This is a genomic window from Nocardia harenae NBRC 108248 (genome assembly GCF_001612885.1).
GTDB classification, from domain to species: domain Bacteria; phylum Actinomycetota; class Actinomycetes; order Mycobacteriales; family Mycobacteriaceae; genus Nocardia; species Nocardia harenae.
Genome location: NZ_BDBH01000007.1, coordinates 250,091 through 273,088 on the forward strand (window position 1 = coordinate 250,091; position 22,998 = coordinate 273,088).

Annotated in this window: 21 protein-coding genes; 12 read left to right on the forward strand and 9 right to left on the reverse strand. The window is 72.1% G+C overall.

The features are described 5' to 3' along the window. Positions 1 to 40: 40 nt before the first annotated feature. Positions 41 to 598 (reverse strand): TetR/AcrR family transcriptional regulator, encoded by a 558-nt coding sequence (locus NH2_RS16780; protein ID WP_067654574.1) that lies wholly within the window; start codon positions 596 to 598, stop codon positions 41 to 43. A gap of 107 nt (positions 599 to 705) precedes the next feature. On the opposite strand from NH2_RS16780, the gene NH2_RS16785 reads away from it, so the two are divergent. Then, positions 706 to 1,194, forward strand: coding sequence for a zinc ribbon domain-containing protein (locus NH2_RS16785; protein ID WP_067654576.1), 489 nt, complete (start codon positions 706 to 708; stop codon positions 1,192 to 1,194). 9 nt (positions 1,195 to 1,203) lie between these two features. On the opposite strand, the gene NH2_RS16790 is transcribed toward NH2_RS16785, so the two are convergent. Both NH2_RS16790 and ligD read right to left on the reverse strand, forming a co-directional pair. After that, positions 1,204 to 1,698, reverse strand: coding sequence for a GNAT family N-acetyltransferase (locus tag NH2_RS16790; protein WP_067655722.1), 495 nt, complete (start codon positions 1,696 to 1,698; stop codon positions 1,204 to 1,206). A 29-nt stretch (positions 1,699 to 1,727) separates the two neighbouring features. Beyond that, complete coding sequence (ligD, locus tag NH2_RS16795; RefSeq protein WP_067654578.1) at positions 1,728 to 2,690, reverse strand: non-homologous end-joining DNA ligase; 963 nt, start codon at positions 2,688 to 2,690, stop codon at positions 1,728 to 1,730. A 130-nt stretch (positions 2,691 to 2,820) separates the two neighbouring features. Here ligD and NH2_RS16800 point away from each other — a divergent pair, with 130 nt between their 5' ends. Genes NH2_RS16800 through holA form a run of 3 tightly spaced genes read left to right on the forward strand, consistent with a single transcriptional unit; the run spans position 2,821 to position 6,498 of the window. Next, positions 2,821 to 3,819, forward strand: coding sequence for a ComEA family DNA-binding protein (locus tag NH2_RS16800; protein WP_067654580.1), 999 nt, complete (start codon positions 2,821 to 2,823; stop codon positions 3,817 to 3,819). Positions 3,820 to 3,842: 23 nt separating this feature from the next. Continuing rightward, a complete protein-coding gene (locus NH2_RS16805; protein ID WP_169811500.1) occupies positions 3,843 to 5,516 on the forward strand; it encodes a ComEC/Rec2 family competence protein in 1,674 nt (557 codons plus the stop codon). A gap of 10 nt (positions 5,517 to 5,526) precedes the next feature. After that, positions 5,527 to 6,498: a DNA polymerase III subunit delta gene (holA, locus tag NH2_RS16810; RefSeq protein ID WP_067654582.1), complete on the forward strand. Its 972-nt coding sequence runs from the start codon at positions 5,527 to 5,529 to the stop codon at positions 6,496 to 6,498. Between the two features lie 170 nt (positions 6,499 to 6,668). Here the strand turns inward: holA and NH2_RS16815 are convergent, their stop codons facing one another. Further along, positions 6,669 to 7,748, reverse strand: a complete 1,080-nt coding sequence (locus NH2_RS16815) for an aldo/keto reductase (RefSeq protein ID WP_067654584.1) — start codon at positions 7,746 to 7,748, stop codon at positions 6,669 to 6,671. A 118-nt stretch (positions 7,749 to 7,866) separates the two neighbouring features. On the opposite strand from NH2_RS16815, the gene NH2_RS16820 reads away from it, so the two are divergent. Further along, positions 7,867 to 8,706: a helix-turn-helix domain-containing protein gene (locus NH2_RS16820; protein WP_369690050.1), complete on the forward strand. Its 840-nt coding sequence runs from the start codon at positions 7,867 to 7,869 to the stop codon at positions 8,704 to 8,706. Between the two features lie 213 nt (positions 8,707 to 8,919). Here NH2_RS16820 and NH2_RS16825 read toward each other — a convergent pair whose 3' ends face one another. Both NH2_RS16825 and rpsT read right to left on the reverse strand, forming a co-directional pair. Further along, positions 8,920 to 9,171: a hypothetical protein gene (locus NH2_RS16825; RefSeq protein WP_067654588.1), complete on the reverse strand. Its 252-nt coding sequence runs from the start codon at positions 9,169 to 9,171 to the stop codon at positions 8,920 to 8,922. 158 nt (positions 9,172 to 9,329) lie between these two features. Continuing rightward, complete coding sequence (rpsT, locus tag NH2_RS16830) at positions 9,330 to 9,590, reverse strand: 30S ribosomal protein S20 (RefSeq protein ID WP_067654590.1); 261 nt, start codon at positions 9,588 to 9,590, stop codon at positions 9,330 to 9,332. Positions 9,591 to 9,805: 215 nt separating this feature from the next. Between rpsT and NH2_RS16835 the strand changes: the two genes are divergently transcribed. The 4 genes from NH2_RS16835 (at position 9,806) to NH2_RS16850 (ending at position 14,106) form a co-directional block, all read left to right on the forward strand. Continuing rightward, a complete protein-coding gene (locus NH2_RS16835) occupies positions 9,806 to 11,440 on the forward strand; it encodes a circularly permuted type 2 ATP-grasp protein (RefSeq protein ID WP_067654592.1) in 1,635 nt (544 codons plus the stop codon). Continuing rightward, on the forward strand, positions 11,440 to 12,414 hold the full coding sequence (locus NH2_RS16840; RefSeq protein ID WP_067654594.1) for an alpha-E domain-containing protein: 975 nt from the start codon (positions 11,440 to 11,442) through the stop codon (positions 12,412 to 12,414). Before NH2_RS16835 ends, NH2_RS16840 begins: the two co-directional genes overlap by 1 nt. Continuing rightward, a complete protein-coding gene (locus NH2_RS16845) occupies positions 12,411 to 13,253 on the forward strand; it encodes a transglutaminase family protein (protein ID WP_067654596.1) in 843 nt (280 codons plus the stop codon). The genes NH2_RS16840 and NH2_RS16845 overlap by 4 nt, the downstream gene beginning before the upstream one ends. Positions 13,254 to 13,317: 64 nt before the next feature. Beyond that, entirely contained in the window at positions 13,318 to 14,106 is a 789-nt protein-coding gene (locus tag NH2_RS16850; RefSeq protein ID WP_067654598.1) for an aquaporin, read from the forward strand. Positions 14,107 to 14,115: 9 nt separating this feature from the next. Here the strand turns inward: NH2_RS16850 and NH2_RS16855 are convergent, their stop codons facing one another. After that, entirely contained in the window at positions 14,116 to 14,667 is a 552-nt protein-coding gene (locus NH2_RS16855) for a type II toxin-antitoxin system PemK/MazF family toxin (protein ID WP_067654600.1), read from the reverse strand. Between the two features lie 51 nt (positions 14,668 to 14,718). Between NH2_RS16855 and lepA the strand changes: the two genes are divergently transcribed. Next, positions 14,719 to 16,608 carry a translation elongation factor 4 gene (gene lepA / locus NH2_RS16860; protein ID WP_067654602.1) on the forward strand — a complete coding sequence of 630 codons (1,890 nt, stop codon included), beginning with the start codon at positions 14,719 to 14,721 and terminating at the stop codon, positions 16,606 to 16,608. A gap of 193 nt (positions 16,609 to 16,801) precedes the next feature. Continuing rightward, a complete protein-coding gene (locus NH2_RS16865) occupies positions 16,802 to 18,985 on the forward strand; it encodes a hypothetical protein (protein ID WP_067654604.1) in 2,184 nt (727 codons plus the stop codon). 9 nt (positions 18,986 to 18,994) lie between these two features. Here NH2_RS16865 and NH2_RS29250 read toward each other — a convergent pair whose 3' ends face one another. Beyond that, a complete protein-coding gene (locus tag NH2_RS29250) occupies positions 18,995 to 19,156 on the reverse strand; it encodes a hypothetical protein (RefSeq protein ID WP_169811497.1) in 162 nt (53 codons plus the stop codon). Here NH2_RS29250 and NH2_RS16870 point away from each other — a divergent pair. Beyond that, entirely contained in the window at positions 19,155 to 20,909 is a 1,755-nt protein-coding gene (locus tag NH2_RS16870; RefSeq protein ID WP_245650615.1) for a dynamin family protein, read from the forward strand. The two genes, NH2_RS29250 and NH2_RS16870, sit on opposite strands and share 2 nt — an antisense overlap. A 4-nt stretch (positions 20,910 to 20,913) precedes the next feature. Here NH2_RS16870 and NH2_RS16875 read toward each other — a convergent pair whose 3' ends face one another. Further along, positions 20,914 to 22,968 carry a glycoside hydrolase family 15 protein gene (locus NH2_RS16875; protein ID WP_084505608.1) on the reverse strand — a complete coding sequence of 685 codons (2,055 nt, stop codon included), beginning with the start codon at positions 22,966 to 22,968 and terminating at the stop codon, positions 20,914 to 20,916. Positions 22,969 to 22,998: the final 30 nt, after the last annotated feature.

Consider the following 22,998-nt stretch of genomic DNA (forward strand, 5'->3'; position numbering starts at 1 on the left):
CGCGCGTCCCGCGCGCTGTGCTCGGTCCGCCGAGCGCGGATCAGCGCGGCGCGAGCCCGCTGCGCAGCAGGCGCCACGCCCGCTGCGCGGTCTCACCCCTGGCCGACGGATCCGACTCGGAGAGCACCTTGGCCAGCATGGCGACGGCGAGCACGACATCGGCGGCATCCAGCGCCGGATCGAGATTGCCCCGCTGCGCCGGATCCGTGAGCTTCTTGGCGATCAGCGCGGTGAACCGCTCGGCCACCGCGAGCAACCGCGGGTCGCTCCCGGTCGGCCGCAACATGGCCACGAACGCCGCCGAGGCGGTGATCTGCTCGACGATCACCTCGAGCACCGTGTCGACCCGCGTCTCCGGATCGGCCGCCAGCGCCTCCACCTCCGCGATGTTCTCGTCGAAGACCGCGAGCGCGATGGCGTCGCGGCTCGGGAAGTGCCGGTACAGCACCCCCTGCCCGACTCCGGCGGCGCGCGCGATGGAGCTGAGCGGCGCGTCGAACCCGCTGCTGGCGAACACTTTCCGGGCCGCGGCGACGAGCGCGGCACGATTGTCCGCGGCGGCGCGCGGGCCCCTGTTGACGCGCCCGGGTGAAGTCATCCGCCCACTCTAGCGAGCCAGGAACCGGACATCGACGGACCTGCCGACCGGCTGTCACCGCCGCCACGTAGGCTGCGCTCGTCCGACTACCGGTGGGGAGAGATCACGTGCTCATCTGGGGCTGGCAACGCCAGGTACTGACGCTGGCCGTACTCGCGGCGTTCTGCGGCGCCTGCCGCACCACGGGGCCGCACGGGCTGCGGAAACTGGTCACGAAGTTCACGCTGTTCTTCGTCCCGCTCTTTCCCATCAGCAGCCGGAGCTATCTGGAGTGCCCGGTGTGCGGGGTGCAGTCGCCGGTGCCGGCGGGGGATGTGCCGAATCTGGTGGCGCAGGCGAATCAGCCGCCGGTGCCCGGACAGTTGATCCACACCGTGCCGTCCGGGGCGCAGGGTGCGCCGCCCCCAGTGGGTTGGCAGCAGCCTGCCGCGCCTCAGGGTTGGCAGCAGCCTGCCGCGCCTCAGGGTTGGCCCCAGCCTGTCGCGCAGCAGAACTGGCAGCAGCCGGCCCCTGTGCAAGGGTGGCAGCCAGCGTCGTCCCAACCGGGCAGGCAGCAGCCCGGACCTGGTCAGGGCGTGCCGCAGCAGGGCTGGTAGCGCTGCGCGCTACTCGAGAGCCACCCAGTACCGGCGGGCAGGCCCGAGTTCGGTGACCCGAACCGACTCGAGCACCCCACCCACCTTTTCGATGGTCCGCGCCGACCCCACATTCCCGTCCGCGCAGATCAGCAGCACCCGCCCCATCCCGCGCCCCCGCGCGACCTCCAGCATGCGCGCGAGCGCCCAGCTCGCCACCCCCCGCCTCCGCGCCGACGGCCGCACCCCGTACCCGATGTGCCCCGCGCGCAACACCGCCGCATCCGTCCCGTGCCGCAGCGCGATCCCCCCGAGCACCCGCCCGTCCTCGACGATCCACCGATACGTGCACCGCGCGGACTCCGCCTCCAGCCGCCGCACCCACCCGGCGAACCCCGCCGCGGACGCGACCTCGTCGTCCGCCCGCAACCCGAACCCGTCCTCGTGCGCCCCCGGCCCCCACTCCCGATGCGCCTCCGACCAGGCGGCATGCAGCCCGGCGGTGGGCGCGATCAGCTCCGGCACCCCTCCGACCCTAGCCACCCCGGCCCGGATCAGAACGGAATCCGCACCTCGTCCGCCGCCTTGTCCGCCCGCAACCCGCGCCAGCTCGGATGCCGCAACCCGGACGAACTCGCCTCCCGGAACTCGATATCCCCGACCAGCACCGGATCGACCCAGTGCACCCCCGGCACGGCCGACGGCACCGGCACCCGATCCAGCGGCGCCGACTCCCGTGCCAGATCGTCCAGCCTCCCCTGCAACGCCCGCCGCACCGCCGCCGTGAACCCGGTCCCGACATTCCCGATATGCACCAGCCGCCCACTGTCGTCGTGCGCCGCCAAAACCAGGGAACCGAATGTCCCGCTGAACCGCCCGCTCCCCGGCAACCATCCCGCGACTATCGCTTCGGTACTCCGCCGCAGCGGTGTCTTGATCCAGGACGTCGAGCGCCGCCCCGGCAGATACACCGAGTCGAGCCGCTTGCACACGATCCCCTCGAGGTGGTGCTGCGCCGCCACCTCGAGCAGCGCCGCCGGCCGCACCCCCGTCCAGAACGGCGGCACCGGCACCAGCTCCCCGCCCAGCTCGAGCGCGTCGAGCCGCTCCCTGCGCTCGGTATACGGCCGGTGCACGAGCGATTCCCCGGCGAGCTCGAGCACGTCGAACACGATGAACTCCACCGGGTAGGCGGCGAGCAGCCCCGGCGTCGGCGTGACCACGTGCATGCGGTGCTGCAGCCGCCCGAAAGACGGCGCCCCGGTACCCGGCTCCGGCGCCACGATCTCCCCATCGATCACCAGCGGAAAGTCCCGAGCCAGCGCGCGGAGCGCCGCCTCGAGTTCGGGGTAGGAACGCGAGATATCCCGGGCATTCCTGCTGGTGAACCGGCACGTCTCCGCCTCGATCCGGACGATGGCGCGAACCCCGTCCCACTTCATCTCGACGGCCCAGCGCGCGGCGTCGTCCGGCGGCCGCCCGGAGACGGCCAGCATCGGCGCCGGGTTCGCCACCATCGGTCCAGCATACTTATAGCAAACAGCTGGATCGATGGCCTTGTCCCCAACCCCGCGGCTATCCACAGGGCAGGAGAAGGCCCAGGTCGACGCCGGTGGAAAAGACGCGCCGCGACCTAGCGTCGCCCCCATGTCCCGCCACGAGGAGCACGACCGAATCCGCAGACGCCTGAGCGTTCTCACCCCCACCCAGCCCACCGCTGGCCCGCTCCGCGTCCCGCTGCCGACGAACGCCATCGACCAGGTGGGGGAGCGGCCCGCCGTCGCCGATCCCCGCTGGGCCGCCAAGACCGAGCAACTCGACGCCAGGCGACAGCTGCACCGCTGGCGGGAGACCGAGCCGTGGCCCGCCGACCCCGAGGACGACACCACGGAAGAGCGCTGGGCCCAGACCCGTGACCCCGACACGATCGCCGAACCGGATTGGTTACACGGCCAGGCGCGCCCGGCGCCGTGGTACGAACGCCTCTTCCCCGCAGCACGAATAGCGGTCACCCGCCGCGCAGCGGCAGCACTCGCCCTGGTGGGGCTGGTGGCCGTCATGATCGCCGGATACACCATCTGGCGCGATCGTCCGGCGATCAGCCAAGCGGCCCCGGTACCCGCGGTCCGCATGGCCGCGGCACCCGGCCAGGAACCCGCCCGCGGCGATATCGCTCCCGCCCAGGAAAGCCAGGGCGAACTGGTGGTGAGCGTAGTCGGGCTGGTGCACCGCGGCGGTCTCCTGCGCCTCGCACCCGGCGCGAGAATCGCCGACGCGCTCGACGCCGCGGGCGGCCCCCTTCCCGGCGCCGACCTCCAGGGCCTCAACCTCGCCCAGAAAATCGCCGACGGCGACCAGATCCTCGTCGGCGTCGCCGACCCCGCCGCCCCGCCCCGCACCAGCGGCACCGCGAGCACCGGCAGTGCGGCGAACCCCGGCGCCGAGGGAGCCACGGAGAAGGTCGACCTCAATACCGCGACCGAGGCGGAACTCGACGCCCTCCCCGGCGTCGGCCCCGTCACTGCCCGCGCCATCGTGACCTGGCGAGCCAGTAACGGCCGCTTCAGCGATATCGAGCAACTCGGCGATGTCGAAGGCATCGGCCCGGCCCGTCTGGCTCGGCTCCGCGAGCTGGTGACGTTGTGAGCCGGCGCTCGGCCGGGAACCCGGTGACAACCCATTCCGGCTACTGGCCGATCGTCCGCCCGGAGGAGCCACCCGCCCCCGAATCACGAGCACTGGACGCCCGCCTGATCCCGGCAGCTCTGCTCTGCTGGGCCGCGACGATCGTCGCGATCACCGCAGGCTGGATAACCGGCCTCGTCCTCGCGGCCGTGCTCATCGGCACCGCGTGCGCGCTGTGGATCTGGCTACTGCGCGCGGGAGTGCGGCACTCCGAGCCGCAGCGCCTCCTGGTGTGGGGAATGATCGCCGCCCTGCTACTCGGCACCGGTTTCGCGACCGCCGCCGCCTGGCGGGAACAGCGCGTCACCGCCCACCCCGTGCGCACCCTGCCGGACCGCGCATCCGTGCAGGTCTACGCGGTGCCGACAGACGACCCGAAACCGGTGCGCAACAGATCCTTCGGCGACCAGCGCCGCTGGGTAGTACGCGCCGACCTGGTCGAATATCGGTACGCCGGACAGCGTGTCCGCGCGGGCGGCACCGTCACCATCCTGGCCGGTGGCGACGAATGGGGTGGCCTTACCCCGGGTGGCCTGCTCCGCTTCCAAGCCAAACCGATGCGACCACAAACGAGCGACCTCACCGTCGCGGTCCTGCGCGCGAACGCCCCGCCCGCAGTACTGGAACAACCACCCTGGTGGCAACGAGCCGCTATGCCGGTCCGCCGCTCCCTCACCGAAGCGGCCCGGCGGGTACTCGGCCGCGACGCCGCAGGCGTGCTCCCCGCACTGGTCCTGGGCGACACCTCCGGCCTCACCGACGATGTCCGGGACGATTTCGCCACCGCAGGCCTGCAACACCTGTGCGTGGTGAGCGGCGCCAACGTCACCATCGTCCTCACCGCCGTACTCGCCCTCTGCCGAGCCCTGACCCTCCCGCCGACGGCCTGCGCCGCCACCGCAGCACTCGCTCTCCTGCTCTTCGTGGTCATCGCCCGCCCCGACCCGAGCGTCCTGCGCGCCGCCGCCATGGGCTCGGTGACGGTGCTGGCCCTGCTGACCGGCCGCCGCAGACAGGCACTTCCCGCGTTGTGCGGTGCGGTGATCCTCCTGCTGGCGCTCTGGCCCGCACTGGCGGTGAGCATCGGCTTCGCGCTCTCGGTTCTGGCCACCGCTGCCCTGATCCTCGTCGCCCCCGGCTGGTCCGCCACCCTCCGCAGCCACGGCTGGCGGCGAGCCCCCGCCGAGATCACCGCTGTCTCGGCCGCTGCCTTCGCCGTCACCGCACCCCTCGTCGTAGCCGTCACCGGCAAGCTGAGCCTGGTGGCGATCCTCGCCAATGTGCTCGTGGCACCGGTGATCGCCGCCATCACGGTGCTCGGCGCCCTCGCCGCAACCATCGCTTGGGCCTGGGCCCTCCCCGCCGAACTCCTGCTCCGACCGGCCGCCGTCCCGCTCTGGTGGCTTCTCGAAGTCGCCGAACACACCGCATGCCTGCCCGGCGCCACGGTGACCGTCCCCGGTGGCGTCCTGACCGGAGTTCTCTCAGCAGCGGCGCTTCTCGGCACCTGCCTCGGCCTCCGCGCCCACGCGGTGCGCAGGAGAAATCGCGCCGAAGCGGCGCCTGCCGCACGGCCGGGCCGTCCGCCGCCGCAGCGTCGGAACCGGCACCGGTACCGGCGGCCGCCGCCGGAAACGCGTGTCACCCCCGAACCGTAGGATCGACCGCGTGAGCGAGCAGACGGCGGCGGTGCATCTGGTGCTCGGCGACGAAGAACTGTTGATCGAGCGCGCGGTGGCGACGGTCACCACCGAGGTCAGGGCCACCGCGCCGGACCCGGACGCGGTGCCGGTGGAGCGCCGGAGAGCGGGCGAGGCCACGACCGCCGAACTCGCGGAGCTGCTGAGCCCCTCGCTGTTCGCCGAGGACCGGCTGATCATCCTGGAATCCGCCGCCGAGGCGGGTAAGGAGGCGGTCACGCTAATCGGCGCGGCCGCCGCCGACCCACCCGCCGGTGTAGTGCTCGTGATCCTGCACTCCGGCGGCGGCCGGGCCAAGGCGCTCGCCAGCACCCTGCAGCGGGGCGGGGCGCGGGTGCACCACTGCGCCAAGCTCACCAAGCATGCCGAGCGGGTCGATTTCGTGCGGGGCGAGTTCCGCGCGGCGGGGGTGAGGGCAGCGGGCGATGTGGTGCAGGAGTTGCTCGACGCCGTCGGCTCCGACCTGCGCGAGCTGGCCGCCGCCTGCTCCCAGCTCGCCGCCGACACCGGTGGCACGGTGAACGTGGCCGCGGTGCGCCGCTACTACTCCGGCCGCGCCGAGGTGAGCGGGTTCGACGTGGCCGAGCTCGCGGTCGTCGGCAATCGGGCGGCGGCCATGGAGGCGCTGCGCTGGGCCGACGACCGCGGCGTGCCGCACGTGCTGCTGGCCGACGCGCTCGCCGACTCGGTGCACACCATTGCCAGGGTCGGCTCCGCCGGCCGGGGCGACCCGATGCAGCTCGCGCAGCAGCTCGGCATGCCGCCGTGGAAGGTGAAGAAGGCCAAGGCGCAGGCGAGGGGGTGGAGCCCGGAGAAGATCGGCACCGCGATGCGGGTGGTCGCCACCCTGAACGCCGATGTCAAGGGTGGCGCCGCCGACTCCGGTTACGCCCTGGAGCAGGCGCTCGGCCGCATCTGCGATCTGCACGGAGGCAGCTGAGCGCAGGGCCGTCGCTGGTGGCGGTGCACCGGAAGCGGCAGCCACACCACCGCGGCCACGCGGAGCTGGGCAGGTCGGTCGGTGGGGCAGCTGAGTGGCAGGTCCGTAGGCAGCTGAGATGGTCGGCTGCCAGCCGGCTGATCGGGTCGAGCCGACGGGCAGCTGCCCCGTCAGCTGAGCGGCAGCCGTTCCTCGACCTTCAGATCGCCGAAGGTGACCGACCGCGTCATCGGGCGACGCAGGAAATCGTGCGGGAAGCCGAGCTCGATCGCGCTGACCTGATCTAGCCGGTCCAGCTGCTCAGGGGAGAGCTGAACTTCGAGCGCGCCCAGATTGTCGGTGAGCTGGTCGCGCGTGCGAGCGCCGACGATCGGCGAGGTCACCCCCGGCTGCCGCAGTACCCAGGCCACCGCCACCTGGGCCGGGGTGTACCCCGCCGCGCGGGCGATCTCGCGCACCACGTCGGCGATGCCGAGGGCGCGCTCCGTGAGCGATCCTGCGGAGGCGGCCACATTGCGCCGGGTGCCCGCCGCACCCGCCGAGGTCTCGACATCCAGATCGGCGCGGCCGTACTTGCCGGTCAGCACCCCGCTGGCCAGCGGCGACCACGGGATGACGCCGAGGCCGAGTTCGCGCGCCATGGGTACCAGCTCGCGCTCCACGGTGCGCTCGACCAGGTTGTACTCGATCTGCAGGGCGATCAGCGGCGCCCAGCCGCGCAGGTCGGCGATGGCCTGCATGCGCGAGACCTGCCAGGCGGGCGCGTCCGAGATGCCGACGTAGAGGACCTTGCCTGCGCGTACGAGGTCGTCCATGCCGCGCAGGATCTCCTCGACGGGGGTGCGGTAGTCCCAGGCGTGCAGATAGAGCAGGTCGAGGTAGTCGGTGTTCAGGTTGCGCAGGCTGGCCTCCACCGAGGTGACCATGCTCTTGCGCTGGTTGCCGCCGGAATTGGGGTCGCCGGGGCGGCGCAGCATCGTGTACTTGGTGGCGATCACCAGGCTGTCCCGCCGGTCGGCGGCGAACTGGCCGAGGAAGCGCTCCGAGGTGCCGTCGGTGTAGGCGCTGGCGGTGTCGATGAAGTTGCCGCCGCGGTCGACGTAGGTGTCGAAGATCTTGCGGGCCTCGGCGGCGTCGGCACCCCAGCCCCAGTCCGAGCCGAAGGTCATCGTGCCGAGCGAGAGCGGTGACACCCGCAGCCCGGAGCGGCCGAGCAGCCGGTAGTCGTCGAGGGCGCGCACGTCGGTCATGTCGATCTCCTTGCCGGTCGAATGTCGTTGCGCCACCGAGTCTGCCGAGCCGGGGACGGGCCGGTCAGGGAGACTTCTTCCTGGGAAGGCCGGTCCTAGGCTCCGTACCATCGGGGTGGTGACGAGCACGGTGGACACCACACGGGAACTCGCGGCCTTCCTGCGCACCCGGCGCGAGCGGCTCACGCCCGACGCGGCCGGGCTGCCGCCGCGCGGGCAGCAGCGGCGGACGCCGGGGCTGCGGCGCGAAGAAGTCGCGGAGCTGGCCGGGGTGAGCACCGACTACGTGGTGCGGCTGGAGCAGGGGCGCGGGCTGCGGCCCTCGGTCGAGGTGCTCGACGCGCTCGCCCGGGCGCTGCGGCTCACCGACTCCGAGCGGATCTACCTCTTCGACCTGGCGCAGCAGCGCCTGCCGAGCAGCGTGCAGCCCGAGCGGGAGGTGCCCGCGCCCGCGCTGACCAAGCTCATCCAGGTGTTCTCGCCGTTGCCCGCCATGCTGGTGAACCACCGCTGCGACATCCTGGCCTGGAACCCCGAGATGGCCGCGCTGCTGCTCGACTTCGCCGCGGTGCCCGCCCGCCACCGCAACGCGCTCTGGCTCTGCCTCATGCACCCGGACCTGCGTGATCTCTACGGCAATCGGGAGCGCATCATCCAGGACGGCATTGCCGACTTGCGCGCCGCCTGGGCCGCGCACCCGGACGATACCGCGTTGGCGGCGATGATCACGGAGCTCACCGAGACCAGCCCGGAGTTCGCCGACAACTGGGATCGGCGCGACGTGCTGGTCCGCAGCCGCGGCCGGAAGCTGATGCGCCACCCGATCGTCGGCGACCTGATGGTGGAGTTCGAAGTGCTGCTCTCCCAGCATGACCCGGACCAGCGGATCATCGTCTACCACGCCGCCGACGACGCCTCCGAAGCCGCTCTCGCCCGCCTCCGCGCCGCCGGGCGGTAGGGCCGACACCCCGTGCCTCCGTCACTCGCAGCGCGCGGTAGGCAGGGCAGTCGCCGGACGCTGCGGTGACGCGGGCAGGCGGCGGAAGGGTCGACGGCCGCCGGTGGCCGAGAGGTCAGCCGCTCGGCTACCGACCCAGCCACACCACCGAACACCGGAACGGCCGGTCGACCGCCCCCGGACGATCACCCGGCCGCTCCGATGAGGGACTGCTCACTCCCCGGACGTGAGCACCAACCCCTCCTCCTCGACCTCCGACGACTCCTCGAACCGCCCGTCCCACTCCTCGTACGACGGCACCTCGTCGTCCCGGGTCACGATCCACTCCAGCGCGTACCCGCCCTCGTCATCGGGCACCATCACATTTTCGATCTTGATCCCGATCCCGAGCACCTCGGCGGCCCGGATCACCTCCGGGAGATCCTCGGCTCGGACCACGGTCTGATTCGCGTACACGGTCACCATGTGCGGAATCGTAGCCAGCACGGCAGGCGCCGCGGCGGAACCCCGTGCGGGCGATCCACCGGCAGGAACACCGCCACCACACCGCCGGTGGGCACGACAAAGCCGCCGTGGTCATCGAGGCCACGGCGGCGGCGACAGCGCCGGAAGACGCCGGAAAATCAGATCTTGTTGAAGGCCAGCGCCAGCGCGGACTTCTTGTTGGCCGCCTGGTTGGCGTGGATGACGCCCTTGGAGGCGGCCTTGTCCAGCTTGCGGCTGGCAAAGCGCAGGCGCTCGGCCGCGACGTCCTTGTCGCCGGAGTCGGCGGCCTCCCGGAAGCTGCGGATCGCGGTGCGCAGCGCCGACTTCACCGACTGGTTGCGCAGCCGCGCCGCCTCGTTGGTGCGAATCCGCTTCAGCTGGGACTTGATATTGGCCACGCCGGTATCCTCTGGTTCCTGTCGGTTAGGTGTGCTTCGAAAGCTCATGCGCATGCGGTGGTCGCACCGAGCGGTGCGGACCAGCAGTAACGCTGCGCCGAAGGTCGAGGTTACCAGCAGCCCGCGCGCGGACGAAATCGCGGCCCGATCCTTCGTAGCGCGAAATTAACCTGCGTCTCACGCGGACCGGACACGGGCGTTGCAACCTCGGAAGGATGACCGCTCTTCGCCCTGCCCCCGCGACCGGCGTCTTCGACGGCTACGGCCCCGGCCGGTTCAGCGAGGCCTTCGACGAGATGTTCGCCCCGGACGGCGCGGTCCGGCCCCCTTACGCCGGGCTCTTCGCCGCGCTCGCCCCGATCCACGCCGACGAGCTGGCGGCCCGCTTCGAGGCGCTCGGCCGCGCCTTCGTCGACCAGGGCATCACCTTCTCCCTCTCCGGCCAGGAGCGGCCGTTTCCGCTGGACCTGGTGCCACGGGTGCTGGCGGCGGCGGAATGGTCCGAGCTGGAGGCGGGGATCAGGCAGCGGGTGCGGGCGCTCGAGCTCTTCCTCGCCGATGTCTACGGCGAGCGGCAGATCCTGCGCGAGGGGGTGATCCCGAAGCGCCTGGTGACTTCGTGCGCGCACTTCCACCGCGCGGCGGTCGGGGTGGCGCCGCCGAACGGGGTGCGAATCCACGTGGCCGGAATCGACGTCATCCGCGACGAACAGGGCGGCTTCCGGGTGCTGGAGGACAACCTGCGCTCGCCCTCCGGCGTCTCCTACGTGATGGAGAACCGGCGCACCATGGCCAGGGTCTTCCCCGACCTCTTCGGCTCGCACCGGGTGCGGGCGGTCGGCGACTACCCCACGCACCTGCTGCGCGCGCTGCGCGCCTCGGCGGCGCCGAACGAGGCCGACCCCACGGTGGTCGTGCTCACCCCCGGCGTGCACAACTCCGCCTACTTCGAGCACTCGCTGCTGGCCAGGCAGATGGGGGTGGAGCTGGTCGAGGGGCGCGACCTCTTCTGCCGGGACAATGTCGTCTACATGCGCACCACCGCGGGCGAGCGGCAGGTGGACGTGATCTACCGGCGCATCGACGACACCTTCCTCGACCCCATGCACTTCCGCCCGGAATCGGTACTCGGCGTCGCCGGGGTGCTGAACGCGGCGCGCGCGGGCACCGTGGTGATCGCCAACGCGGTGGGCAATGGGGTCGGCGACGACAAGCTGGTCTACGCCTACCTGCCCACGATCATCGAGTACTACCTGCGGGAGAAGCCGATCCTGCGCAATGTCGACACCTTCCGCTGCTGGCTGGACGACGAGTGCGCGGAGGTGCTCGACCGGCTGGACGAGCTGGTGGTCAAGCCGGTGGAGGGCTCCGGCGGGTACGGCATCGTGATCGGTCCGGACGCCTCGCGCGCCGAGCTGGACGAGGTCGCGAAGAACGTCAGGGCGAATCCGCGCGGCTGGATCGCGCAGCCGATCGTGCAGCTCTCCACGGTCCCGACGAAGATCGGCGACGCCCTGGTGCCGCGCCACGTCGACCTGCGGCCGTTCGCGGTGAACGACGGCGAGCAGATCTGGGTGCTGCCCGGCGGGCTCACCCGGGTGGCGCTGCCCGAGGGTTCGCTGGTGGTGAACTCCAGCCAGGGCGGCGGCAGCAAGGACACCTGGGTGCTCGCCGCGCAGGACGCGCAGGCCGAGCCCGAGCTCGGCGGCGAGGAGCTGGTGGCCGAGCCGCCGCAGGCCGACGCCTTCGAGTCCGGCCGGGAGCTGAGCCCGGCGCAGGCGGGGCAGCAACAGCAGCAGCAACAGCAGGCGGTCCGCTCGGCCGGGCCCGCGACCGGAGGGAGCACCTGATGCTGGCCAGGAACGCGGAATCGCTCTACTGGATCGGCCGCTACGTGGAGCGCGCCGACGACACCGCCCGGATCCTCGACGTCGCGGTGCACCAGCTGCTGGAGGACGCCACCGTCGACCCGGACCGCACCTCGCGGCTGCTGCTCCGGGTGCTCGGCATCGAGCCGCCGTCCGGGCCGCTCGACGTCTGGTCGGTGACCGAGCTGGTGGCCTTCAGCCGCGCGCACGGCGGCTCGATCGTGGGCTCGGTCGCCAAGGCGCGGGAGAACGCGCGCGGCGCGCGGGAGGTGACCTCGGGGGAGATGTGGGAGTGCCTGAACACCACCTACAACGGGCTGGCCGCGGCCGAGTCCGCGGCCCGCGGCCTCGGCCCGCACGAGTTCTTCCACTTCGTGAAGGACCGCGCGGCCATGTTCGCCGGGCTCTCCGACTCCACCCTCAGCCGCGACGACGGCTACCGCTTCCTGCTGCTCGGCCGGGCCATCGAACGGGTCGACATGACGGTGCGGCTGCTGCTCTCCCGCGCAGGCGACCGCACCTCGTCGCCTGCCTGGGTGACGGTGCTGCGCTCGGCGGGCGCGCACGACACCTACCTGCGCACGCACCGCGGTGCGCTGGACGCCAACCTGGTGGCCGAGTTCATCCTGCTGGACCGGCTCTTCCCGCGCTCGGTGTTCCACTCGGTGCGGGTGGCCGAGGCCTGCCTGGCCGAGCTGGACCAGCGGCCGAGCAGCCGGGTCGGGGCGCGGCACGAGGCGCAGCGGCTGCTCGGCCGGGCCCGCAGCGAGCTGGAGTTCCTGGCGCCCGGCGTCCTGCTGGAGGACCTGCAGACCCGGCTGCTCTCGCTGCAGCGCACCTGCCGCGAGGTGAGCGAGGCGGTGGCGCTGCAGTACTTCCACGCGGCGCCCTGGGTGGCCTGGACCGATCTGCAGGTCAGCCACGATCAGCGCGTGAGCGCGGAGGGAGAGCTGTGAGCTGGCGGACCCGGGTGGTGCACACCACCGACTACATCTACGACACGCCGGTCACCCGGTCGTACAACGAGGCCAGGCTGACCCCGCGCGCCGACCACCGGCAGAACGTGGTGCTGAACCGGGTGGAGACCATCCCCGCCACCCGCTCCTACCGGTACACCGACTACTGGGGCACCGCGGTGACCACCTTCGACCTGCACGCCCCGCACACCGAGCTGCAGGTGATCGGCTCCTCGGTGGTGGAGACCGACCCCTTCCCCGGCCCGGCCGAGGAGCTGAGCTGGGACGAGGTGCGCACCGACGCGATCGCCGACCGCTTCGACGAGCTGCTCGCGCCGACGCCCTACGTCCCGCTCGACGACGACCTGCACACGGTCGCCGGGCAGCTCGCGCGCACCGAATCGCCGGCCAAGGCGGTCATGCGCGCGGCCGAGTGGGTGCACCGGGAGATGGACTACACCCCGGCGAGCACCTCGGTGCACACCTCGGCGGTGCAGGCCTTCGCCGAGCGCCGCGGCGTCTGCCAGGACTACGCGCACCTGACGCTGCTGCTGCTGCGCGCCATGCGGATCCCGAGCCGATACGTCTCCGGGTACCTGCACCCGCAGCCGTCGGCGGAGATCGGGGCGACCGTCGAGGGGCAATCGCACGCCTGGATCGAGGCATGGACCGGCCAGTGGTGGGGGTACGACCCGACCAACGACATCGCCATCGGCGAGCAGCACGTCGCCGTCGGCGTCGGCCGGGATTACTCCGACGTGCCGCCGCTGAAGGGCATCTTCTCCGGCGGCGGCTCGACCGATATGCGCGTGGTGGTGGAGATAACCCGGCTGGCGTAGTAATTTCAGGACCGCTCGACCTCTCAGCGAATATGCAGTTTCCTTTGGAAGCAGAGGTGGCGGTATGTCTCCCACGGCACAGGAAATCGTCGAAGAAGCCGTCGAGCAGCGGCCGATTCCCGACGCGAAGAAGTGGGGCGCCGAGGCATTCGGCACCTTCACCCTGGTGATCGGCGGTGTCGGCACCGCCGTGCTGGCCGGGCAGCGGGTCGGGGCACTCGGCGTCGCGCTCGCCTTCGGCCTCACCCTGCTCTTCCTGGTCTACGCGATCGGCCCGATCTCCGGCTGTCATGTCAACCCCGCGGTGACCCTCGGGCAACTGCTGCTCGGTCGGCTGAGCGTGGTGAGCGCGGTCGGCTACTGGATCGCCCAGCTGATCGGCGGGCTGCTGGCCGGGCTGGTGCTCTTCGCGCTGGCCAAGAACCTGCCCAGCTACGACCGCGCGGTGGACGGCCTCGGCGCCAACGGCTGGGGCAGCCACAGCCCGTCGGCCACCACCGGCCCGCTCGGCATGGTGGTGATCGAGGACGGCTACGGCATGGCCGCGATGATCATCGTCGAGGTCATGCTGACCGCGCTGCTGGTCTTCGTGGTGCTCGCCTCCACCGATCGGATCTCCGACCTGCCGCTGGCAGGCATCTCGATCGGCTTCACGCTGGCCGTCATCCACCTGATCTCGATCCCGGTGGACAACACCTCGGTGAACCCGGCGCGCAGCATCGCGGTCGCGCCGTACCAGGACGGCGCGATGGGGCAGCTCTGGGCCTTCATCGTGTTCCCGCTGCTCGGCGGGGTGCTCGGCGCGCTGCTCTACGGGCTGCTCTTCGGCCGCTCGCGCGACGTCATCGCCTGACGACCCGGCTCAGTGCCAGCCGTACTCGGTGACCAAGCGGTGCGCGACCAGGTCGAAGGTCTTGCGCGCCAGCACCGCGCCCTCGCGCCGGATGCCCGCCTCCGGCACGTCGAGCACCCGGTCCAACCGGACCCAGCTGGGCCTGCCGTCGTGGTCCCAGCTGCCGCTGCCGATGCCGATCCAGTCCGAATCGTGCGCGCGCTCGGCGTTGGAGGAGAGCATCAGCCCGAGCAGGGTGCGCCGGTCCCGGCCGACCACGAGCACCGGGCGGTCCTTGCCGTTGCTCGGATCCTCCTCGAAGGGCACCCAGGTCCAGACGATCTCGCCGGGGTCGGCGCGGCCGTCCAGCTGCGGGGCGTAGACGATCTGCCTGGCACGCTCGGCGGTGGGCACCGGTACCGAGGCGGTTGGCCGCACCGAGACGTTCCGGCGCCGGGTACCGGAGAGCGAACCGAGCAGCCGCTCCGCGATTTTCGGTCCCTGCTGCCTGACGATCTTCGGGCCCTGCTGCTTCGCGATGGTGCCGAGCTGCTTGCCGATGGAGTTCCACGTGCGGGCCATCCCGGAAGAATAACGAACCGCTGACGGGGGCTCCACCGCACTCGTGGGACGATGGTGCGCGTTCGCCGCAGACCAGAGCAGAGGAGTGGAGTGCCAGCCAGCTTCGCCGACACCACGTTCACCGATCCGTCCCGGATCCGGAACTTCTGCATCATCGCCCACATCGATCACGGCAAGTCGACGCTGGCCGATCGGATGCTGCAGCTCACCGGAGTGGTCGAGGAGCGGCAGATGCGCGCGCAGTACCTCGACCGCATGGACATCGAGCGCGAGCGCGGCATCACCATCAAGGCGCAGAACGTCCGGCTGCCGTGGCAGCTGGACGGCGCCGACTACGTCATGCACCTGATCGACACCCCGGGCCACGTCGACTTCACCTACGAGGTGTCGCGCGCGCTGGAGGCCTGCGAGGGCGCGGTGCTGCTGGTCGACGCGGCGCAGGGCATCGAGGCGCAGACGCTGGCGAACCTGTACCTGGCGCTGGACAAGGACCTGACGGTCATCCCGGTGCTGAACAAGATCGACCTGCCCGCCGCCGACCCGGACCGCTACGCCGCCGAGATCGCGCACATCATCGGCTGCGAGCCGGACGACGTGCTCCGGGTCTCCGGCAAGACCGGCGTCGGCGTGCCGGAACTGCTGAACGAGGTGGTCAGACAGGTGCCCGCGCCGCAGGGGGAGGCAGACGCCCCCGCGCGCGCCATGATCTTCGACTCGGTCTACGACACCTACCGCGGCGTCGTCACCTACGTGCGCGTGGTGGACGGCAAGCTGACCCCGCGCGAGAAGATCAAGATGATGTCCACCGGGGCCACCCACGAGCTGCTGGAGATCGGCATCGTCTCGCCGGAGCCCAAGCCGACCGCCGGGCTCGGCGTCGGCGAGGTCGGCTACCTGATCACCGGCGTGAAGGACGTGCGGCAGTCCAAGGTCGGCGACACCGTGACCGCCGCCCGCAACGGCGCCGCCGAGCCGCTCACCGGCTACCGCGAGCCGCGCCCGATGGTCTACTCCGGGCTCTACCCGGTGGACGGCTCGGACTACCCGGACCTGCGCGACGCGCTGGAGAAGCTCCAGCTCAACGATGCCGCGCTGACCTACGCCCCGGAGACGTCGGTGGCGCTCGGCTTCGGCTTCCGCTGCGGCTTCCTCGGGCTGCTGCACATGGAGATCACCCGCGAGCGGCTGCAGCGCGAATTCGACCTGGAGCTGATCTCCACCGCGCCGAACGTGGTGTACCGGGTGGACATGGAGGACGGCGCCGAGCACGTGGTGACCAACCCCTCGTTCTGGCCGGAGGGCAAGGTGCGCTCGGTATACGAGCCGGTGGTGAAGTGCACCATCATCTCGCCGAGCGAGTTCATCGGCTCGATCATGGAGCTGTGCCAGTCCCGCCGCGGCGAGCTCGGCGGCATGGACTACCTCTCCGAGACCAGGGTCGAGCTGCGCTACACGCTGCCCATGGCGGAGATCATCTTCGACTTCTTCGACTCGCTGAAGTCGCGCACCCGCGGCTACGCCAGTCTCGACTACGAGGAGTCGGGCGAGCAGGTGTCGCAGCTGGTCAAGGTGGACATCCTGCTGCAGGGCGAGGCGGTGGACGCGTTCAGCGCCATCGTGCACCGGGACGCCGCGCAGGGGTACGGCCACAAGATGACCACCAAGCTGCGCGAGCTCATCCCGCGCCAGCAGTTCGAGGTGCCGATCCAGGCCGCCATCGGCTCGAAGATCATTGCGCGCGAGAACATCAGGGCCATCCGCAAGGACGTGCTCGCCAAGTGCTACGGCGGCGACATCAGCCGCAAGCGCAAGCTGCTGGAGAAGCAGAAGGAAGGCAAGAAGCGGATGAAGACGATCGGCCGGGTGGAGGTGCCGCAGGAGGCCTTCGTGGCCGCGCTCTCCTCGGACGCCGCGGCCGACAAACCGAAGGACAAGAAGTAGGAGCGGACCCGCGGTCCGAAAAATCGGACGAAAACGGGCTTTCGTTCAACTCCCGGCTTTGGCAAGGTAGGGGTGCCCGCCCCAACCGAGCGCTGGAGAATATGACAGCTCCGGCCCCGCGAAATAGGGTGGGGCCCGACTCCGCGGAGCGTCCGCTGTGGCGCGTCGCAGGAAATCGAGAGCTGGAGCTTCAATGACGCGTGATCTGCCCTTCGACGACGACGAGCCGCGCGGGGGCGGGGACACCGCATACCGGGTGGCCAACGGCGTCGCGCGCACCGCGCGCGCGGGCGCCTACGTCACCGGCGGCGCGCTGGTCGCGGCCAATGGCGGCGGGGTGCCCGCGCAGCCGGGGTCGGAGCAGCACCTGGACAGCTGGAACGCGGGCTGGGCGCGGAGCAGCGATCCGGATCCCGATGTCCCGAGCCCGGTGCTGACCTTTCCGGACCCGGGCCCGGCCACCGCCGCGCAGCACCCGGAGCCGAACGCCCCGCTTCCGGTGACCGAGGCCACGCTGCCGGTGCCGGGGCTCCGCTTCGGCACGCCGCCGAGCGGCACCGACAGCATGGTCGCCGCCGTCCCGCCCACGCCGGGCCGGGAGGGCGCGACGGCCCCCGGGCTCGAGTTCGGCCACGCGCCCGGTGCCGGCCAGATCCCGCTCACCCCGGGCTGGGATTCGGCCGCGGTAGCGCCGACCCCCGGCTGGTCCGGGCACGAGTTCGAGCTGCCAGGCACCGGGACGCCGCTCTTGCAGGCGCCCGAGATGCCGAGCTGGTGGGAGGGGATCGGCGGCAGGCCCGAGGACGACGACCAGGCCCATGGGTTCGGCCTCCCGGCGCACGGCCTCGGCCAGGCCGGGCACGGCTTCGGCACGGGCGACATCACTTTCACCGCACCCGGCGCCGATCCGCTCGGGCTGTCCCGGATGTCGGACGCCGACGCGGTGCGCACCGGGGACGGCCAGCACGGACACCACGACTCCGGCACGCTCGGAACGGGTTTCGGCGGCGGGCTCTTCGACGGCATCGGGAGCGACCCCTTCGGCGTGTACGTCGGCGTCGAGGCGGGCGCGGAGATCGATACGCACTTCACCGTCGACTTCGGCCTCGGGCCGCAGGGCGCGTACCTCTACACCGACCTGCGGGTGGAGGCCTCCGCGGGCGTCACGGTGGAGACCGCCGCCGGCACCGGCATCGGCGACCAGCTCGACCGCTTCGGCGAGTGGCTCGGCGCCACGCCCGGCACCGGGCGCACCGGCACCGAGGGCGCGCTGCCGGGAACCAGTGGCTCGGGGCTGAACTCCGGGCTCGGCGGCTCGAGCGCGGGTGCGCCCGCGGGCGCGGGCTTCGCGCCGCCGCCCGCGCCGGTCCACGCCGCGACCGCGCCCGCGCCGCAGCCCGCGCCGGTGGCACCGGCCGCCGCGGTGCCGATCGCCGTCGCCCCGGCCGTGGCCGCGCCGCCGGTGGTGGCCGCGACCCCGCTGCAGACCACCATCCAGCCGGATGCCGCGAGCACCCCGATCGCCAATGTGCTCGCGCCGCCGCCCGGCCCGTCGCCGCTCACCGCGCCCGCGGCCGACCTGCCGCTGCTCTTCCCGGCCGTGGTGCAGCCCGCGCTGCGCCCGGAGCCGGGCACGGATCACACCGTGCCGCATTCGGATCCGGCCGCGCCGGGCACCGGGCTGCCGACCACGGTCACCAGGACCACGGTGCAGGTGCCGTCGGTGGAGCCGAGCACCCCTGCCACCCGGCCGGGCGCCGAGACCGGCGTGACCACCAAGCCCGCGCCGACCACCCTCCCCGACGTCACCGTCACCCGGACCCCGCCCACCGGCGACTCCGGCCCCACCCGCCCGAGCCAGGGCGGCACCGCCCCGAGCGCCGACGCCACCACCCCCGGCGGCGCGGGCAGCACCGCCCCGACGACCCGACCGGAGCCCCCGACCCGGCCGAGCACCCCGGACCAGCCGGAGCCGGGCCGCCCCACCACCGGCGGCGGCGAGACCGGCGCGCCCGGCACCGGCCGCCCCACCGCGGGCGGCGAGACCGGCTCGCCCGGCACGGGTTCGGTGCCGACCGTCGACGTGCCGACGCAGTCGGTGCCGACCCCGGTGAATCCGCCCGCCGCGGATCAGCCCGGTACCGTTCCCACGGTGGACAATCCGTCCATCCCGACCCCGCAGAACCCCGCCGCCCAGCCGAAGCCGACCGCGCACGGCATCGCGGACGACGGCAGCGGGCACTGGTGGCAGCTGCCCGCGCTGACCCACCACGCCCCGCACACCCTGGCGGCGAGCGAATTCGGCGGCACCGCCGCCCTCGGCCACGGTGACCCGCTGCACCTGCTGCCGGACGACCACCACGGCGCCCTGCTGTAAAGGCCGGACCTAGCGGTTTCGTACCGCGCCGATGCGAACGGCGGCCCGATGCACCACTATGGCTGGAAACATCGCGGCGCCGGTCGGCATCGCGACGATCGAGAGTGAGGAGACCGGCTTGTCTGCCGTAGCCGGGCTTGAGGCAGCGACGGCGAAGAATCCGGAGGTCATGGCGCCGCTCATCCGGATCCTCGAGGACCTCAGGGAGACGGCCCGGTTCGCGGGGCGCGAGGATCTGAACGGCCGCATCGGCATGGCGCTGGCCAAGCTCAGCGATCCGCGGGTGCGGCTGGTGGTGGTCGGGCGGCCGAGGTCCGGGATGAGCACCGTGGTGAACAGCCTGATCGGCGCCCCGGTGAGCAGCACCGACGGCGACGGCGTCCCGGTGATCGTCGAGTACGCGACGGAATCGGCTGCGACGCTGGTGAAATCGATCGCGCCGGGGCGCACCGAGCGCGCCCCGATCGACCCGGGCGGGGTCGCCGCCGCGCTGGCCGCCACCGACGGCGTGGTCCGGGTCGAGCACACCGAGCCGAGCCCGTTCCTGGCCGACGGCATCGTGCTCATGGACGCGCCCGGCTCGACCGGCGACGACCACACCTCGTGGTCGATGATCGCCGCCGCCGACGCGGTGCTCTACGTGACCGACGCGGGCGCGGAGTTCGACGCCGAGCAGCTGGAGCAGCTCGACCGCATCCACCGGGTCTGCCCGACCGTCGTCTGCGTGCTCACCAAGATCGACCAGTATCCGCACTGGTCGGCGGTGCAGCAGCGCAACCGCGACCTGCTCGACTCGGCCGGGCTCGGCCTCGCGGTCGCCCCGATCTCCGCGCAGCTGCACCTGGACGCGGTCGCCGACGGCGACTACCACCGGGATATCGAGTCCGGGCTGCCGCAGCTCGTCGACCACCTGCGCGATTTCGTCGTCGCCCGCGCCGACGTGGTGGCCAGGGATGCCGCCATCGGCGACATCCGGCTGATCGCCGGGCACCTGGAGGGCTCGCTGCGCACCGAGCAGGAGTCGCTGCGCGACCCGCGCAGGCGCGCCGAGATCACCCGGCGACTATCGCTGGCCAGGGACGAGGCCGACCAGCTCCGGCAGCGCACCGCCAACTGGCAGGTGACGCTGGTGGACGGCAGCACCGAGCTGATGGCCGATATCGAGCACGACCTGCGGCACCGGCTGCGCAGCCTGGTCCGTGACGCCGAGGCCGAGATCACCGAGAACGATCCGGCCAAGCGCTGGAAGGAGTTCGCCGCCGACCTGGACGCCAGGATCTGCGAGGCGGTCGAGGAGAACTTCGTGGTCGCGCACTACCGCTCGGTGGAGCTGTGCGAGCAGGTGGCGGGGAAGTTCCCGGCGCACCACCGCATGCCGCCGCTGCCCGACCTGCGGCTGGCCAACCCCGGCGAGGTGCTGCAGGAGGTGGCCCCGCTGGAGCCGCTGGAGAGCGGCAAGCCCGGCGTCACCCAGCAGTTCCTCTCCGCGCTGCGCGGCTCCTACGGCGGCATCCTCATGGTCGGCCTCGCCACCAGCCTGCTCGGCATGTCGCTGGTGAACTGGTACTCGGCCGGGGCCGGGGTGCTGCTCGGCGTGAACGCGCTCTGGGACGACCGCAAAGCGCGCAAGCAGCGCCGCCGCGCCGAGGCGAAGGTCGCGGTGGCCCGGCTCATGGACGACGTGGTCTTCCAGGTCGGCAAGGAGTCGCGGAACCGGCTGCGCGCGGTGCAGCGCGCGCTGCGCGACCACTTCACCGAGCTGGCCACCGAGGTGCTGCGCGGCGCCGACGAGGTGCTGCGGGTGGCCTCGGAGGCCGACGGCCGCTACGGCCACCGGCGCGCCGAGCGCCTCGCCGAGCTGGAGCGGCACCTCGACGAGCTGCGCGGCGTGCGCGGCCGGGCCGAGGCGCTCGCGCCCTTCTGACCCCTCAGCGCGCGGGCGCGGGCGGCGAGTGCGCGGGCTGGAAGTAGCCGCCGTCGCGCGATTGCTCGGCCCGGATCACGTGCGTCACCGCGTTGATCAGCGCCAGGTGGGTGAAGGCCTGCGGGAAGTTGCCGAGGTGCCTGCCGCTGCGCGGGTCGATCTCCTCGGCGTAGAGCCGCAGCGGGCTGGCCAGCCCGAGCAGCCGCTCGCAGAGGTGTGTGGCGCGCTGTAGCTCGCCGATCTCCACCAGCGCGGAGACCAGCCAGAACGAGCAGATGGCGAAGGAGCCCTCGGTGCCGGAGAGGCCGTCGTCGGTGGTCTGCGTGTGGTAGCGCAGCACCAGGCCGTTCACGGTGAGCCCGTCGGCGATGGCGAGCACGGTCGCCCGGATCCGGTCGTCGTCCGGCGGCAGGAAGCGGACCAGTACCGCGAGCAGCAGCGAGGCGTCCAGGGTGTCGCTGCCGTAGGCCTGGGTGAGGACGCCGTCCGCGTTCACGCCGTTGGCCAGCACGTCGGCCTTGATCTCCTCGGCGATCTCGGACCACTCGCTCGCCTGCTCGGCCAGGCCGTGCAGCTCGGCCAGGCGCGCGCCGCGATCCAGCGCCACCCAGCACATGATCTTGGACGAGGTGAAGTGCTGCGGCTCGCCGCGCACCTCCCAGATCCCGCGGTCCGGCTCCCGCCAGTGCGTGATCGCGGCCCGCACCTGCCGCTCCAGCAGCGGCCAGAGCGTCTCCGGCACCTGCTGCCTGGAGCGCACGTGCAAATACACCGAGTCGAGCATGGTGCCCCAGATATCGTGCTGCACCTGGTCGTAGGCGGCATTGCCGACCCGCACCGGGCGGGCGCCGTCGTACCCGGCCAGGTGGTCGAGGGTGCTCTCGGTGATCTCGCGCTCGCCGCCGATGCCGTAGAGCACCTGCAGCGGGACGGGCTCGCCGTCCTCGCCGGTGGTGACCTCGTTGAGGAAGGCGAAGAAGTCGTCGGCCTCGCGATCGAGGCCGAGGGTGTAGAGTCCCCAGAGCGCGAAGCTGGAATCGCGCACCCAGCTGTAGCGGTAGTCCCAATTGCGCTCGCCGTGCGGGGTCTCCGGCAGCGAGGTGGTGCCCGCGGCCATCAGCGCGCCGGTCGGCGCGTAGGTGAGCCCCTTCAGCGTCAGCGCGCTGCGCTGCAGGTAGTTGCGCCACGGGTGGTCGGGGAATTTGCCGAGCGTGACCCACTGCCGCCAGCTCTCGATGGTCGCCCACATCTTCTCCGCCGCTTCGGCGAAGCTCTTCGGCGCGGGCAGCTCCGACCAGGTGAGCGCGACGAACACCTCGTCGCCCTCGACCATCCTGGTGCGCGCCCGCGCCTCCCTGCCCTCCAGCCCGAGCCGCAGGTCCGTCGTGAGCGTCAGCGTCGGACCGGCCCCCGGGTCGGCCGCCATGGTCGCGGTCGCCTCCTCGTACACCTTGCCGGTGTACTCCCAGTGCGCGGCGGCCCGGTGGTAGTCGAAGGCGGGCTCGCAGCTCATCTCCAGCTCGACGATGCCGTTCACGCACTTCACTGTGCGCAGCAGCAGGTGCTCGGCATCCCAGTCCATGGGGGTCCGCCGGTGCGTCCGGCTGCGCTGATCGTTGTTGTGCCACGGCCCGAGCACCAGCGCGTCCCGCACGATGAGCCAGCCGGTCTCGGTCTGCCAGGTGGTCTCCAGGATCATCCCGCCGGGCAGGTAGCGGCGGGCGGCGGGGACATTGCGGCCGTACGGGCCGATCCGGAAGTGCCCGGCGCTGCGGTCGAGCATGGCGCCGAAGATGCTCGGCGAGTCCGGGCGCGGCACGCACATCCACTCCACCGCGCCGTTGCTGGCGATCAGACAGGTGGTCTCGCAGTCGCTGAGGAAGGCGTAGTCGTCGATCGGCGGGTAGGCGCCGTAGCGCCGCGCCTCGGTGGTCGGGGTGAGCAGCGGCACCTCGCCGCCCGCCGCGGCGGGCAGGACGCCGCCATCGGACGCGGTGGGGGCAACGGCCGGGGGGCTGTCGCTGGTCGCGGTCTGATCGAGATCTTCGGTCGGCGCCATGCCACCATGATGCCGGGTCGTTCCGGGTAC